17 protein-coding genes are annotated in these 14,694 nt (G+C 31.6%); 10 read left to right on the top strand and 7 right to left on the bottom strand.

Translation table 11 applies throughout. The features are described from left to right. Window positions 1-140 precede the first annotated feature (140 nt). The 4 genes from PF022_RS01440 to PF022_RS01425 form a co-directional block, all read right to left on the bottom strand. Complete coding sequence (locus tag PF022_RS01440) at window positions 141-1,997, bottom strand: ammonia-forming cytochrome c nitrite reductase subunit c552 (protein ID WP_271021054.1); 1,857 nt, start codon at window positions 1,995-1,997, stop codon at window positions 141-143. Between the two features lie 14 nt (window positions 1,998-2,011). After that, window positions 2,012-2,485, bottom strand: a complete 474-nt coding sequence (gene nrfH, locus PF022_RS01435; protein ID WP_271021480.1) for a cytochrome c nitrite reductase small subunit — start codon at window positions 2,483-2,485, stop codon at window positions 2,012-2,014. A gap of 125 nt (window positions 2,486-2,610) precedes the next feature. Further along, the gene (locus PF022_RS01430; protein WP_271021055.1) at window positions 2,611-3,243 is read right to left on the bottom strand and encodes a trimeric intracellular cation channel family protein; all 633 of its coding nucleotides are present in this window, start codon (window positions 3,241-3,243) and stop codon (window positions 2,611-2,613) included. After that, window positions 3,243-4,451 (bottom strand): HD domain-containing protein, encoded by a 1,209-nt coding sequence (locus tag PF022_RS01425; RefSeq protein WP_271022547.1) that lies wholly within the window; start codon window positions 4,449-4,451, stop codon window positions 3,243-3,245. Before PF022_RS01425 ends, PF022_RS01430 begins: the two co-directional genes overlap by 1 nt. A gap of 69 nt (window positions 4,452-4,520) precedes the next feature. On the opposite strand from PF022_RS01425, the gene PF022_RS01420 reads away from it, so the two are divergent. Then, a complete protein-coding gene (locus tag PF022_RS01420) occupies window positions 4,521-4,973 on the top strand; it encodes a DUF411 domain-containing protein (RefSeq protein ID WP_271021057.1) in 453 nt (150 codons plus the stop codon). Between the two features lies 1 nt (window position 4,974). Here PF022_RS01420 and PF022_RS01415 read toward each other — a convergent pair whose 3' ends face one another. Genes PF022_RS01415 through sppA form a run of 3 tightly spaced genes read right to left on the bottom strand, consistent with a single transcriptional unit; the run spans window position 4,975 to window position 7,619 of the window. After that, entirely contained in the window at window positions 4,975-5,898 is a 924-nt protein-coding gene (locus PF022_RS01415; RefSeq protein WP_271022545.1) for a DMT family transporter, read from the bottom strand. A 9-nt stretch (window positions 5,899-5,907) separates the two neighbouring features. After that, window positions 5,908-6,747, bottom strand: coding sequence for a formyltetrahydrofolate deformylase (gene purU / locus PF022_RS01410; protein ID WP_271021059.1), 840 nt, complete (start codon window positions 6,745-6,747; stop codon window positions 5,908-5,910). Further along, a complete protein-coding gene (gene sppA / locus PF022_RS01405; RefSeq protein WP_271021060.1) occupies window positions 6,747-7,619 on the bottom strand; it encodes a signal peptide peptidase SppA in 873 nt (290 codons plus the stop codon). The genes purU and sppA overlap by 1 nt, the downstream gene beginning before the upstream one ends. 135 nt (window positions 7,620-7,754) lie before the next feature. Here sppA and PF022_RS01400 point away from each other — a divergent pair, with 135 nt between their 5' ends. The 9 genes from PF022_RS01400 to PF022_RS01360 are packed head-to-tail and all read left to right on the top strand — an operon-like array spanning window position 7,755 to window position 14,680. After that, on the top strand, window positions 7,755-8,453 hold the full coding sequence (locus PF022_RS01400) for an AzlC family ABC transporter permease (RefSeq protein WP_271021061.1): 699 nt from the start codon (window positions 7,755-7,757) through the stop codon (window positions 8,451-8,453). Then, on the top strand, window positions 8,441-8,773 hold the full coding sequence (locus PF022_RS01395) for a branched-chain amino acid transporter permease (RefSeq protein ID WP_271022543.1): 333 nt from the start codon (window positions 8,441-8,443) through the stop codon (window positions 8,771-8,773). Before PF022_RS01400 ends, PF022_RS01395 begins: the two co-directional genes overlap by 13 nt. Beyond that, window positions 8,770-9,114, top strand: a complete 345-nt coding sequence (locus tag PF022_RS01390) for an arsenate reductase family protein (protein WP_271021063.1) — start codon at window positions 8,770-8,772, stop codon at window positions 9,112-9,114. The genes PF022_RS01395 and PF022_RS01390 overlap by 4 nt, the downstream gene beginning before the upstream one ends. Continuing rightward, a complete protein-coding gene (locus PF022_RS01385; RefSeq protein ID WP_271022541.1) occupies window positions 9,105-10,421 on the top strand; it encodes an SH3 domain-containing C40 family peptidase in 1,317 nt (438 codons plus the stop codon). The genes PF022_RS01390 and PF022_RS01385 overlap by 10 nt, the downstream gene beginning before the upstream one ends. Beyond that, window positions 10,414-11,139, top strand: coding sequence for a metal ABC transporter ATP-binding protein (locus PF022_RS01380; RefSeq protein ID WP_271021065.1), 726 nt, complete (start codon window positions 10,414-10,416; stop codon window positions 11,137-11,139). The genes PF022_RS01385 and PF022_RS01380 overlap by 8 nt, the downstream gene beginning before the upstream one ends. Continuing rightward, on the top strand, window positions 11,132-12,487 hold the full coding sequence (locus tag PF022_RS01375) for an FAD-dependent oxidoreductase (RefSeq protein WP_271021066.1): 1,356 nt from the start codon (window positions 11,132-11,134) through the stop codon (window positions 12,485-12,487). The genes PF022_RS01380 and PF022_RS01375 overlap by 8 nt, the downstream gene beginning before the upstream one ends. After that, a complete protein-coding gene (locus PF022_RS01370; protein ID WP_271022539.1) occupies window positions 12,480-13,301 on the top strand; it encodes a metal ABC transporter permease in 822 nt (273 codons plus the stop codon). Before PF022_RS01375 ends, PF022_RS01370 begins: the two co-directional genes overlap by 8 nt. Then, the gene (locus PF022_RS01365; RefSeq protein ID WP_271022537.1) at window positions 13,302-13,634 is read left to right on the top strand and encodes a hypothetical protein; all 333 of its coding nucleotides are present in this window, start codon (window positions 13,302-13,304) and stop codon (window positions 13,632-13,634) included. Then, window positions 13,595-14,680 carry a DUF2972 domain-containing protein gene (locus tag PF022_RS01360; protein WP_271022535.1) on the top strand — a complete coding sequence of 362 codons (1,086 nt, stop codon included), beginning with the start codon at window positions 13,595-13,597 and terminating at the stop codon, window positions 14,678-14,680. Before PF022_RS01365 ends, PF022_RS01360 begins: the two co-directional genes overlap by 40 nt. Window positions 14,681-14,694 lie beyond the last annotated feature (14 nt).

The raw sequence follows: 14,694 nt of genomic DNA, 5'->3' as shown, positions 1-14,694 counted from the left end.
TAAAAACGCAATATATAAAAACCAATTAGCATAATTGGAAGAAATGCAAAGATAAATATGTATGAGCTAAAGAGCATGTAGATCCTATAATAAAAACTTGTAGCTATTTGTCATTAAGCCTAGCTTAATGACAAATAATATTAATAAGAAGAAGTTTTGCTATCTACTTCCTTATAATTATAAGGTTTTATGTTTTTGTCCAAATCTAGCAATTCTTTAGGAGCTGGACCATTGATTTCTTCATGTTTGTAGTATCTATCACCAGCTTTATTGCCATTTAGATCAATATTATACTTTATTTCTCCCGGATTTAATTTTTGAATATCTTCAAATCCTAAATTAGAAGTTTTAAAGTTTTTTATACCTTTTTCATTTGCGATTTCTACTAGCTTAATTTGCCCTTCTTTTGCCATTTCTACTGCTTGAAGTAGCATTCTGCTAGCTTCTCTAGGATTATGGAATCCAGTTGAGTTTTCAGCACCAACAAAATCTCCTCTCATTTGTCCCTTTCTATGTAATTCTAAAGGTTCTTTTAGAGTTTCTGATATTTTTTTATCATCCACTTTACCATTACTTTGATATTCTGGTAATTTTGCTAATTCCTCTCTTAGAATCTTAATATCATTAATAAGGCTAACCGTTGCATATTCTGCACTTCTTAAATCATAAGCAATTGATTTTTGAATATCTAAAATCTGTGCTTTTAAATAACTTTCGCTTTGAGTGTGACATGACTTACAAGCAGCATTTATATCTTGCAAAGGAGAAGTTATGTTGTGTTGCGTAACTTTTTTAGCACCCTTTCTTAAATATGGCATATGGCAATCAGCGCAACTAACACCATTTGCAGCATGGACACCACCACTATACAATTCAGATTCAGGATGTTGAATCTTTAGCATAGGTGCTTTTGTTATTTTATGCTCCCAATCTTTATCAAATATAGCTCTAACGCCCTCGTAATGGTCATCAAACATTTCGATTCTAAATGGTTTATTCTTCTCCCAAGCACTCCATGGAAACACAAGCTCTATACCATCAACTTCTATTTCGGTAGGCTTATTACCATCTCTCCATGAATCAAATTCATCATAAGTTTTTTGAGTTCCATTCCACCATTTTTTACTAGCGTCATTTGCTATAGATTCGCCCATTACTTTTACTTTCTCACCTGTTGGCTTGAAGTAGTATTCAACATGGCATTGAGAGCAAACTAAAGTTCTCATCTCTTCTCTACTAGCTTTTACACCAGTTACAGGATCTGGCTCATAACCTCTAAAATCAACCAAAGCATTAATAGCAGCTTGTCTAGTTAATCTTAATTGCATATCATTTGGATTATGACAATCAGCACATGTAACCCCCATTCTCTTTCCTCCATGAGGACCACTATGAGCAGGAGAACCTTCCTCTATCCCTTCTACTGCGGGGATATTTTTAATCATAGTCCAATATTTAGTAGAGTTAAAAGAAACCCACTTCTCTCTTGGAGTGTCTCCAATACCAACATTTTCCAAAAGCCATGGAGACCAACCACTATGACAATTCATACATGCTGTTGGTTGCCCGCCAAACCCAGCAAACCCATGAGCATTTAAAAAATCTTTATTGTTTCTAGCAGTATCCATTTGATCTACTTGCACCCAAAAATGCCCTCTTTCTTCATTGGCATCAATTGAGAATGGATAACCAGCCCAAAGAATCGTAAGTTGAGGATAGCGAATAAGCTTTGAATAAGCTAAATTACCACCAAACTCTGTAGAAATTGGTGTCTCATTTTCAACTGTTAGATACATATCTAAATAATCAGGAAAATTTTTTCCCCAATGATCAAAAGTAGGATTATCATCGCTCATCTCAACAAAGCCCTTAGAGGCAATACCTCCAACACTATCATTTTGCTTCTTTGTGATATCAGAATTAAGCCATAGCAACCCCGCCAAAACAATCACAGCAACAACTACCAAAATTGGTAACAATGGTGATTTTTTCTGCATAATACCTCCTAAAATTAAAATCCTCTTTTATGTCCAACACCAGCATGACATGACACACAACTTAATGCTTGATTTGCATGTGGATTCATAGTTGCATTAACTGAATTTGACGCCATATCCCCATGACATCTTATGCAGTTATCTTGAATCATGTCTTTTGATTTTTGTGTAGCACTTAAATGTGTAGGTAAGACATCAAGCTTAAAAGTAAAAGAATAAGCATGACCCAAACCACTCTCTGCCTTTGCAACCCATTTTTCTAAAAATTGATGTGGCAAATGACAATCATTACATGTAGCTCTAGGCTTACCTGCAATCTTTTGAGAGTGTGTCCCCCTAGACCAATCATTATACACATCATTCATAATATGGCAATTATTGCATGCTTCGCTATCGTTACTAAAGTAAGACATACCTTTTGCATTATAAAAAGTATAAAATCCAACCCCAATAATTAAACAAACTAAACACCCAAGAATAACTGCCATAAGTGAAAGAGACGCATTTTTTGATTTCACATTACGCTCCTTTATATAGCACTCTGCAAATTATGGAATTTGCGAGAGAAATTATACACAATTTAAATACAAAGGTAAATGATTGGTAAATGATTTTATTTTGATTTTGGAATATACATAAAATGTGGCAATCCCAAATGATATCTAATTGCAATCATTCTAATTGCAAACCCTACAAGCAAAGAGCCTATAATAATCAAATCTTCATTAAGAGGAAAATAGTTTTGGCTTATAAACTCTAAGACAACATACAAGCTACCTATTATAAGCGCAATACTTGCATATAGCTCCTTTTGAAAAACAAGCGGAATCCTAGCGCAAAAAATATCTCTTAAAATCCCACCAAACACGCCAGTAATAACCGCTCCAGCTACCGCCATAGAAGGACTTCCTAAAAATTCCATTCCAATTCTTGCACCTATAATACTAAAAACCGCCAACCCTAATGCATCAAGCACCAAGAAAGCTTTCTCAAATCTCTCTACAAGATATGGAATCTTTGTGGTTAATAATGCTGCTGTGCATACAATCAATAAATACTCTGGGTGCTTAACCCAAGTTAGAGGATAATGTCCAAATAAAACATCTCTTATAGAACCCCCACCAATAGCTGTAACACAAGCTATAAACATAACTCCAAACCAATCCATATTGTGCCTACCTGCCGCTAATGCTCCAGTCATTCCTTCAGCTGTTATACCTATAATATACAATGTTGTTAATAGCATTAATTACCAAACTCCCTATAAAAAACTCCCAAATCAATATCCTTAATAACTTTACTATTATATTTATACTCTAAAGCCTTAGCGCCTTCAACTAATTCTGGGCTCGAGATTCCATGTGCTATTGAAATTTTAGCTTCCAAAAAAGCACTTAAATGATCGCAATACTTTAAAAATTCACCAAAAATGGCATTAGATTCATCGTCGTTGAATTTTTGCAATATTTCATCTCCACTGCTGAATATTCTTACCTCTCCATTGGAATCTTTATATCTATTTGCAAACTCATCTTGTATAAAATAAACTATTGCCACTGCTATTTCTTTTGGGATTTTTGTAAGTATTTTTTCAGATACTAATTCATCTTCAATTTGTTTTATAAATTTATCTAAACCCTCTACACCACGCTTTATTGGAGAGATTATATCTCTAGTTAGAATCTCTGGTAAATCATGGAATAGACCACAAAAGAAATGGTTAATTTGCATAGTTCTACAGCACTTCAAATCATATCCTAGCAAAAACGCAACTAGTGCAACTACAAGCGTATGACCTAAAACAGAAGTAGCTGGGATTCGTGGAGTTTGACTCCATCTTTTTTGGAATCTTAACTGCCCAAACATTCCTATAACTTCCCTAATATTATGATACAACACCAAGTTTCTAATACCTGCTAGAGAATAAAAGCTCTCAACTTGACTATCTATTATTGATTTTATATTTTCTACATCATACATTTTTGGATTGAAGTTATAGATTATATCAAACTCCCATTTTGACGCATAATAATGCGAAGCTTTTAAAATCTCTTTTTCTATATTATTTATATTTCCATACAAATACTCTCTCATCTCATCAAAAAATGCAAAAGATGATAAATCGCTACTAAGCTCATTGCACACAAAATCAACAAGTTCTTTATTGTGCTTTTCAGATAATCTATGAAAGACAGGTGGCTTTATATCGGTTAGTATTATTCTCTCAAAGAATTCATAACAAAATTGCAAAATAAGCCTATAAAAATCAACTTCTTTTTTATGCTCAATAATTTCAAAATAAGCTAAAAAATAAGCTATTACAATTTTGTGTGCTTGTTTATCTAGCTCTATAAACTCAACTGGTGTTGCTTGGTCATTCCAGCGTCTAATATTTGCTGCAATAAATATTTTACGAAGTAGCGATAATGATAATGTTGGCCTTTTATTACTCATGTAAATCCATTTTTAGCGAAAATTATACAATATGTTAAAATAACAATTACTTTAAACTAAAGGATAGTAATGAAAAAAACATTGCTTTTAAGCTCAATATTTTCAATGTGCCTCTTTGCAGATATTATAGAGTTACATAATAGTCCATTTTGTGGTTGTTGCAAAGAATGGGAAAAATACATGGTAAATAAGGGTTATAAAGTAAATAGTGTGTATGATGATAATATTGCAAGTTTTAAAGAAAAGCATAATATAGCTCCAAAGTATCAAAGTTGTCATACAGGACTAATAGATGGTTATGTAGTTGAAGGACATGTGCCAGAAGATGCACTAAGATGGCTACTTGATAATAAGCCAAAAGGAATAATAGGAATCTCAACTCCTGGAATGCCAATAGGAAGTCCAGGTATGGAACAAGGAGATACTACTGAAGATTATCCAGTTGTATTACTAAAAGAAGACGGAACGCATGAACTATATGGAATCTACAATGGTCACAAACTAATTACAAAAGAAAAATAAGCTAGTTTCTAAACTTCTTAAAGACTTGTGCTATGTGGTATGGCTTATATAAATTTATAAGATATATTGCCACTATAGCTAAAGTCCCACCAAACAAGGTTAAAACACTAGGAATCTCACCCAATATAAAGTAACTACTAAGCAATGCAGTAAATGGCACTAAAAGAGGAAAAGTGGAAGCCTTAGTAGCTCCAACATATAAAATCCCCATATAATAAATGCTTGTGCCTATTGCAGTAGAAAGAATGGATACAACAAACATCATAACCCAAAACTGCACATCATAATCAAAAATAAAGAGCACATTATCTCTAAAAATAAAAATAGGAATATACAAAATACAACTAAATAGAGAGTTATAGGAATTTATAGCTATTGGGTGGATTCTCACCTTTTGACATATAATGCTTAAAATCGCCCAATCAATAGCACATATAACAAAGATAACATTAAATGCACTAAAAGCATGGCTATTTGGCAAATCAAGCAAACAAATCCCAGCAATTATCCCAAGCATTAATCCTAGCATTTCATTAGTCTTTGGATTTCTATGGTTTTTTGATAGCATAAAAAATATTAAATAAGCAAACACTGGTGTAAGCGTAGTAACCAGCACTCCACCTCTACCAGCAGATCCTAAGTTTAATGCAAAAAAATACAAAATTGAATATAAACCATTGCATAAAGATGAAAGTAGCAATAGCTTAAAAGAGTGAGAATCTAATTTTAAATTTATACGCAAAATAACTACAATTGGTATTGAAGCAACAAATGCAAAAAAGAATCTCCAAAATGTAACAATATCTGCACTTGTATAGCTAGTTAGAATCTTGCTTGCAGGCCACGAACTACCCCAAAATATCATGGCTATAACCATAAGAGCTGCAAACCATAAGCCACTTTGCCTTTTAGATTCTAACTCCATTTTGCATTCCTAAAATACTATTGTTTTATTGTTATATACAAACACCCTTTCTTCTAATACCAAGTTAAGCGCTCTTGCTAAAACGACCTTTTCTACATCTCTGCCATGTCTTTGCATATCCTGCCACGACATTGTATGATTTACTTTTATAGTATCTTGTTCAATAATTGGACCCTCATCAAGCTCATTATTTACAAAGTGTGCCGTTGCACCGATTATCTTTACACCACGATTATATGCTTGTTTGTATGGATTAGCACCCACAAAGGCAGGTAAAAAGCTATGATGTATATTTATTATTTTTCCTTCAAATCTTTTGACAAAATTTGGGGTTAAAACACGCATATATTTAGCTAAAACAATGTAATTACAAGGATACTTTAGTATAGATTCAATAACTTTTAATTCATGTTCTTCTCTACTTATATTATCACTAGATATAAAGATATAAGGTATATTAAATTTCTCGCTTAAAGTTTCTAATATTTGGTGATTTGAAATAATTGCTTTTATATTACAATTTAGCTCCCCACTATCATATCTTATAAGCAAATCCCCCAAGCAGTGGTTTTCCTTTGTCCCTAAAATAACAATATCTTTCTTTACTTTATCTATTATTTCCACACAAGCATTATTACCGAGAATCAAAACTAGAGATTCTTTTAATTTATTTTTTGAATCCTCGCATAATCCACCCTCTAGTAAAGAACGCATAAAAAATAAATTACACTCTTTATCAACAAACTCATCATTTTGCAAAATATTAAGCTCAAACTCCAAGACTTTTGCTGTTATTTTTGATATTAAGCCCTTTTCATCTTTTGTGGTTATTTTTAATACATACTGCATCATTGTCCCTTCAACGCCCCAAAGATAGAATAAATACCCCTCTCTATACCTAATGATATATTCTCTCCTATTAGCTTTTCTAAATACAAATCAATTTTATCCTTCTTAAGCCATATAGCATTTTGTATATTTGCAAGTTTCATTAATGCAATTTCTGCATCATATATGCTACCAACGCTATCTACAAGCCTTAATTTTAATGCATTATTAGCACTAAATACTCTCCCTTGAGCAAAATATTTCTCATCGCTCAAATTTAACCCTCTTGCAGTTGCCACTTCACTTACAAACATATAATACTGCTCATCTACTAGCCCTTTTAACATAGATTCCTCATCTTTCGTCCATGCTCTAGCAAATGTCCCTGCTTCTTTGTATATACCTGCTTTTAGGCTTTGAGATTTTATACCTATTTTATTTAGCAGTTCTTCTACATTAGCACCATTTATAATAACCCCTATTGAACCAATCAAAGAACCTTTATTAGCAACTATATAACTAGCCCATATGCTTGATAGATAACTACCACTAGCCATAGAGCCTTGGGCATAAGCCACAACTGGTTTTTTGGCTGCTACTCTTTTAATTGCCTCACTTATCTCAACACTAGGTGCAATAGCACCCCCTGGAGAATCCACAACAAGCAAGATTCCTTTTATGTTTTCATTACTCTCTAAGAGTGCCAATTTTTCTAAAAAAGTATCACTTCGCAATATTGGTCCATTTAGATCTATTCTTGCCAAGTTAGCTACTTTAGAACTAGATTCGCCACTTGGAGCAAAAATTAAAAATAAAACCAACAGAAACACTAATGCTTTAAAATACTTCATAATAAAGTCCAAAGGTGCAAGCAAAATCCTAAAAAACTTCATTTAAATCCTTAATATAAAAAATGAAGTTATTATATCACTTAAAATAATTAAAAAATTAAATATTTTTATCATTAATTTATAATGTTATTTTTATAATTTGCGTTCCTTTTTGGACTTTTGGCACTTGGAGTATTTATGCAAGGTTCTTTTATAAAGATTTTAATACAAACATTACCCGTTTTAATGGGATATTTACCACTTGGAATGGCATTTGGAATCTTGTTTTCAACGCTAAATATAGAATGGTATTATGGGATTTTATGTTCTTTACTTATTTTCACAGGTGCTGGACAATTTTTACTTGTTTCTCTATTGGCGTTAAAAAGCGGTTACCTAGAAATTGCATTTGCTTCTTTTATGCTAAATATAAGGCATATTTTCTACTCTCTTGCAATACTAGATGATATAAAAGAGTTTGGAATTAAAAAATACTACATACTATTTGGTCTTACTGATGAGACATTTGCCACGCTAAAAACTAGCCATTTGCAAGATACACAATACAGCAAGGAAAATAGATTCTTCTTAATTACACTCCTAAACCACATGTATTGGATATTAGGTGGTGCATTAGGAATCTTTATGGGGCAAGGATTAGGATTCCAACCACAAGGTGTCGAGTTTGCCCTAACAGCACTCTTTAGTGTTCTAACTCTAGCACTCTTGCAAACTTCAGACAACAAAATCCCATTCTTTATAGGATTAGCTATTGGAATCTTTGGGTTAATAGTCTTCCCTAGTGAGCATTTTTTACTATTTAGCATGATTTTTGGGATCTTGCTTTTAATAATTGGCAAAAATTTCATAGAAAGAAAAAATATATGCACGAAATAACAAATGAGTTTTATTTGATTTTAGCAATTTTAGCAGCTTCATTTGGGACTATGCTTACTAGATTCTTGCCATTTTGGTTACTAAGAAATTACAATAACAACAAATACCTAAAATACCTACAAAACACTATGCCACTTTTGATTATGACTTTACTGGTATTTTTTAGTATCAAAGATGTAAAATGGAACATAACTTATGGGATACCAGAATTAATAGGAATCTTTATATCAGTAATATTCTTTATTAGATTCAAAAACCCTATTTTAAGCATACTTGCAGGGATTGTTTTTTATATTTTAGCTACAAGGATTTTTTTATGATTAAAGTTTATGGAATTAAAACTTGCGGTAGTGTGAAAAAAGCGATTAACTACCTTGAAGAAAATGGTATTGAGTTTGAATTTATTGATTTTAAAAAGCAAAAGCCAAGCAAGGAAGAGCTAGAATCTTGGCTAAAATACATATCTTTAAAGGTATTATTAAATAATAAAGGCATGACTTATAAAAAGCTAGGACTATCAAAACTATCACTAAGTGATGAAGAAATTTTTAATTATTTACTACAAGAACCATTGCTTATAAAGCGACCTGTGATAGCTACAAAAGATTCAGTTATTGTTGGATTTGATGAAGAAATATATAAGAACACAAAATGGCATTAAAAATTATTCTATTTTCATTAGCGTTCTTGCTTTTTAGTGCTTGTAGCACTAAAGATATAACTCTTCCACCACAAGATATAAATCTTTACACGCAAGAATCTTTACTAATTAATACTAAGAATTTAAAAGATTCATACCTAGAGAGCTTCTTTGCACCATTTAAAATAAAAGAAAACACAAAAACAAAGCATATCGCTTGGGCGTTAGATATGGCATATAGCACACAAGGCTATGGAGAAAATCTCTTGCCACTCAAAAAAGAAGAAATACAACTGCTAGAATCTGAAGCAAACTACAATAACTTTCCAAACTCAAAGCTAAAATACGCAATAATAGCACACTCGAGCAACCTAAGAGCACTGCCAACTAATAAGCCGTTTTTTAAAAATCCAAATAAAGCAGGAGAAGGATTCCCATTTGATTACTTCCAAAACTCATATATCTATGCAAATACTCCAATAATAATTAAACATTATTCACAAAGCAAAGCATGGGCATTTGTTGAAAGTGGCTTTGTAAGTGGCTGGATAGAGAGCAAAAATATAGCCTACCTAAATAAAGCACAACTAGAAAAATATAAAAATATAAAAAATTTCATAATTCCAAAAAATGACTATATAGAGCTTAAATCTAACGATAGATTCCTAGAATATGCAAGGGTTGGCATGATCTTGCCTGTGTATAAAAATAAAATATTGCTATTTGTTAGAGATGAAAATGGAAATGCAAAAGAAAAGCTAATAAAAATCAACAGAGATGAATTTTTAAACTTCCCTCTTAACTTTAGCGAACACAACTATGCACTAATTGCAAATAGCATTGTTGGCGAAAAATATGGCTGGGGGGGTATGTTTGGCAATAGAGATTGCTCTATGTTTTTAAGGGATACATTTAGTAATTTTGGAATCTATCTGCCAAGAAATTCACAAGCACAGATAAAAGCAGATACACAAGGAAGCAAATACTATCCACTAGATAAATTAAATCCACAAGAAAAACTAGATTTTATAAAGAAAAATGCAATTCCATTTGCAACACTACTGGGGCTTAAAGGTCATATCATGCTATATATAGGTGAGCATAATGGGGAAATGCTGGTCTTGCATGATGTTTGGGGACTAAAAATGATACAAAAAGAAACAAATAGCACTAGTAAAGAGATGAGACACATAATAGGTAAAATAGCTATAACACAAATAGATATAGGAAAAAATAATAGTAATATACCGCAAGATTCTTTATTTATAAATAGAATATATGGAATGCTAAACTTATTTGAAAATGGCAAAATACAAGAACATGAATGAACAAAATAAAATAATAGAATGCAAAAATGTTAATTTTTATTTAACTAAAGAGCATATTTTGTATAATGTGAATTGGACGATTAATAAAGGAGATTTTTGGGCTATCATAGGACCAAATGGTGGCGGTAAAAGCACTCTAGCAAAGCTATTGGTAAATCTTTTAAAACCAAGTAGTGGAGAGATAATAAGAGATTCAAAACTAAAAATAGGCTATGTCCCGCAAAATACTTTTTTTAATCGTCATTTTCCAGTTACAGCCAAAGAAGTTGTAATGATGGGATTTTTAGACAAGGAAAGCAGTTTAAATATGTTTAGTTACACCAAAACACAAAAAGACAAAGCTAATAAATATATAAAAGAGCTAGACCTAGAATCTCATGCAAACAAAAAAATAGGAGAACTATCAGGCGGTCTTAGACAAAGAGTATTAATAGCAAGAGCATTATGCAGCAAACCTGATATACTAATCTTAGATGAACCAACTTCAAGCATAGATAAAAAACACCAAAAGGACATATATGAGATACTTAAGCAAAACAATAAAGATAAGACAATAGTCATAATAAGCCATGATATATCTATATTATATGGCTATGCTAAAAATGCGTTATATGTAAATAAGGAAGTTACAATTCACAAACTTCCACAAATTAATCAAAATCAAAACGGCAAACATTTCTGCGAAATAGAAATGATGATGGGAGAACAATATGAATAACTCTTATGATGTAGCAATTATAGGTGGCGGAATCTCTGGTAGTGCTTTATTTTACACATTAACACATTACACTGATATAAAAAAGGTGGTACTGCTAGAAAAATATGATAGGCCAGCAACTTTAAGCTCAAGCGCTAATAATAACTCTCAAACGATTCACGCAGGTGATATAGAAACAAACTACACAAAAGAAAAAGCAAAAAAAGTAAGAAGAGCAGCAAAACTTATAGAAAATTACGCACTATTCCATAATTTGCAAAATAAAAGTATTTTTGAATGCCAAAAAATGGCGTTTGGAGTTGGCGACAAGGAAGTAGAATTTATAAAATCTAGACATAATGAATTTAGCGAGATATATCCTGAATTAGAATTATTTAACAAAGATACTCTAAGAGAGATAGAACCAAATATAATAAAGACTGAAAATGGTAGCAATAGAAGCGATAATGTAGTTGGCTCTGGTATAAAAAAGAGTTTTTGTGCTATGAACTTTTGCGTAACTGCAAATCATATGATAGAAACTAGTATTTTTAATGAACATAAAGCAATTTTTAACTTCAAAGTCAAAAACATAGTAGAACAAGGTGATGGTGGATATACATTACAAGCAGATGGGCACTCACCAATTAGCGCAAAATTTGTGCTTGTAAATGCAGGAGCACATTCTTTATTTTTGGCACACAATATGGGGTATGGCCTAGAACTTGGTTGTTTGCCTGTGTCTGGTAGCTTTTATTTTATACCTGGAAATAAGTTAAATGGTAAGGTATATACAGTTCAAAACCCAAAGCTCCCTTTTGCAGCAATACATGGAGATCCAGATATAGTCGCAAAGGATAAAACAAGACTTGGACCTACTGCACTAGCACTACCTAAGCTAGAGAGATTTAAGAGTGGAACTTTTTTAGATTTCTTAAAAATCTCTGGTATTGCAAGTGGAACTCTGAATATTATGTTTGATCTACTATCAGATTCAGAGATTAGAAGCTATATTTTTAGAAATTTCTTATATGAAATTCCAAGTATTGGCAAAAAATATTTCCTACAAGAAGCCAAAAAAATAATACCTTCAATAAGACTAGAAGATCTATCATATGCAAGTGGTTTTGGAGGCATAAGACCTCAAGTGTTGGATAAAAAAGAAAAGAAACTAATACTTGGAGAAAAAAAGATTAAAAGCAACAAAGGAATAACCTTTAACATGACGCCAAGTCCGGGTGCAACTAGCTGTCTAAAAAATGCACTAGTAGATATGATGGAGATAACAGAATATCTAGGTGCTAAAATAAATATGGAAAAAGTAAATAAAGAATTAAAAGAGGATAGCTTGGAGTGGCTTATTGATTGATCTTTTAAGTTATAGCTTTATACATAATGCAATAATTGGCTCTTTTTTTACAAGCGTAATTTGCGGAATCATAGGCACTCTTGTAGTAGCAAATAGAATTGTATTTCTAGCTGGTGGAATAGCACATAGTGTATATGGTGGGGTTGGGATTTCTGTGTTTTTTGGATTACCAATTTTGCTTGGTTCTACACTCTTTAGCGTTATATGTGCATTAATCTTGTCTTATATGCTATTAAGATCCAAAGAAAGGATAGATTCAATAATTGGCTCTCTATGGGCTTTTGGCATGGCATTGGGGATTATACTAGTAGAGCTAACGCCTGGATATAGCAAAGATTTTATGAGTTTTCTTTTTGGTAACATTTTAAGCATTAGTTTGCATGATATTTACTATATGTCCAGCTTTAGCGTATGCTTGGTGCTATTTATATTTTTGTTCTATAAAGCAATAATAGCCGTTATGTATGATAGTGATTTTGCTTATTTAAGAGGTATAAATACAAATCTTTTTAGCACTATTTTGATGGTTTTAATCGCTTTGGGAATTGTGCTTAGTATGCAATCAGTTGGAATTATACTAATAGTAGCCTTACTTAGCATACCTGCATATATTTCAGAGCTATTTTGCAAGAATCTTTATACAATGATGTTACTATCAAGTGTTATTTCATTTATATCCTCAATACTTGGTATTGTTCTTGCGTACTTTTATAATCTACAAGCAGGTTCTAGCATTGTTCTAGTTTTAAGTATAATATCAGCAATAATGTTCTTATCTAAATATGTTTATAGTAAATTAATACAAAGGGTATGAATGAAGGAACTAGTAGAATCGCTTTTAAAATACACAAAAATTAATCCAGAGACAATATCTATTGATGTTTTTAATTTAATACTTTTGCAAAACAAAACTCAAATATTAGAATGGATAACCTCTGATACATTTAAAAAAACATATAAAAACAATAAATATGCTCCAATGTTCAATCCAGACACTTTTAACTATCTAAATGTATCACCAGAGTTAGCATGGACATTAAATATGCCACTACCTCCATACTTCAGCTTCTATATGATAGCCTCACACGCTACTGGAAATAATGCTATGTGGGATGCCCTAAAAGTGGCGGGGGGGGGGCAGAAATAATCTCTTCTCAAAGTGGGCAAGCATTTGAACAATACTCTTATCTCTATCAAACAATCTTAAAATATAATAATAAATACAAATTTACATATATATCACTAAATAATTTTGTTGTTAATGATGAAAATGCAGATAAATTATATGCTCTAATGCCATATAAAGACGCATTCTGTCTCTTTAGAGATCCTATATCTTTGCTTTCTTCATGTATTAATATACAACTAAACAACCCAAATATACCAAGAGATATAAACTTAACTTACAATATAGACGAAATTATAAAGAATGCTGTTGCATATGGCTGTGGATACAACTTTAATAAATTTCCAAATTTAGATTTAATCCCTTTTTATGTCGCATTTAGATATATGCATTTTAATACCACAAACTTTTTAGAAAAATTAATAAATTTAGATATGAGCAATATGCTATTTATTGATACTAGCGAGATAGTAGGAGAAGGTATTATTGAAGTTTTAAAAAGATTATCTAGTAAATTTAATTTTCCACTAGATAGCCAAGCTTTAGAGTTAAATAAAGATAGGCTTACAAATCAAAAGACAAAATACCTATCCTTGATTGGCTTTAATTTACACATAAATGATATTGACATACATAAGAAAATAAACTGCATGGACAATGAAACGATTAACCATAAAGATAGTATTATAATTTCTATACAAAATGATTTACACCAAAAAGAATGCAACATTACAGAAATGTTTTTTAAAAAAGAAACAATAAAAGGCATCACAATAAGCACTACTTATGAGCACTATAAAAAGTTTATACAAAATCAACAAATAATAAAAGTAGCACATGGTTTCTTACATAAATTCATAAACCTAATACTAGAACAACAAAAAATAGAAGATAGTAAAAAAGTGGATTTAGACACCATAATAGATTATTTATTAGAGAATAAAACGACACTTGAATACTTTTTAAGCACTATAGAACACTATAAAAAACCACTACTTAAAAACAATAGGAAAGATATTATAGAAAAATGGAAACATTATGCAAAACTTTTAGAAAAAGCAAAGTAGAATCCTAAATTTAG

It is taken from the genome of Helicobacter sp. WB40, assembly GCF_027859275.1.
Classification (GTDB): Bacteria; Campylobacterota; Campylobacteria; order Campylobacterales; family Helicobacteraceae; genus Helicobacter_D; species Helicobacter_D ibis.
This window is presented reverse-complemented; position numbering and strand designations above follow the sequence as displayed.

Excerpts from the sequence above, each read along its gene's own strand:
- PF022_RS01385 (WP_271022541.1), top strand. The coding sequence starts at position 9,105 with ATGGCATTAAAAATTATTCTATTTTCATTAGCGTTCTTGCTTTTTAGT.
- PF022_RS01365 (WP_271022537.1), top strand. The coding sequence starts at position 13,302 with ATGAAGGAACTAGTAGAATCGCTTTTAAAATACACAAAAATTAATCCA.
- PF022_RS01425 (WP_271022547.1), bottom strand. The coding sequence starts at position 4,451 with ATGAGTAATAAAAGGCCAACATTATCATTATCGCTACTTCGTAAAATA.
- PF022_RS01375 (WP_271021066.1), top strand. The coding sequence starts at position 11,132 with ATGAATAACTCTTATGATGTAGCAATTATAGGTGGCGGAATCTCTGGT.
- PF022_RS01415 (WP_271022545.1), bottom strand. The coding sequence starts at position 5,898 with ATGGAGTTAGAATCTAAAAGGCAAAGTGGCTTATGGTTTGCAGCTCTT.
- PF022_RS01400 (WP_271021061.1), top strand. The coding sequence starts at position 7,755 with ATGCAAGGTTCTTTTATAAAGATTTTAATACAAACATTACCCGTTTTA.
- sppA (WP_271021060.1), bottom strand. The coding sequence starts at position 7,619 with ATGAAGTTTTTTAGGATTTTGCTTGCACCTTTGGACTTTATTATGAAG.
- nrfH (WP_271021480.1), bottom strand. The coding sequence starts at position 2,485 with ATGGCAGTTATTCTTGGGTGTTTAGTTTGTTTAATTATTGGGGTTGGA.
- PF022_RS01390 (WP_271021063.1), top strand. The coding sequence starts at position 8,770 with ATGATTAAAGTTTATGGAATTAAAACTTGCGGTAGTGTGAAAAAAGCG.
- PF022_RS01420 (WP_271021057.1), top strand. The coding sequence starts at position 4,521 with ATGAAAAAAACATTGCTTTTAAGCTCAATATTTTCAATGTGCCTCTTT.
- PF022_RS01380 (WP_271021065.1), top strand. The coding sequence starts at position 10,414 with ATGAATGAACAAAATAAAATAATAGAATGCAAAAATGTTAATTTTTAT.
- PF022_RS01440 (WP_271021054.1), bottom strand. The coding sequence starts at position 1,997 with ATGCAGAAAAAATCACCATTGTTACCAATTTTGGTAGTTGTTGCTGTG.
- purU (WP_271021059.1), bottom strand. The coding sequence starts at position 6,747 with ATGCAGTATGTATTAAAAATAACCACAAAAGATGAAAAGGGCTTAATA.
- PF022_RS01395 (WP_271022543.1), top strand. The coding sequence starts at position 8,441 with ATGCACGAAATAACAAATGAGTTTTATTTGATTTTAGCAATTTTAGCA.
- PF022_RS01430 (WP_271021055.1), bottom strand. The coding sequence starts at position 3,243 with ATGCTATTAACAACATTGTATATTATAGGTATAACAGCTGAAGGAATG.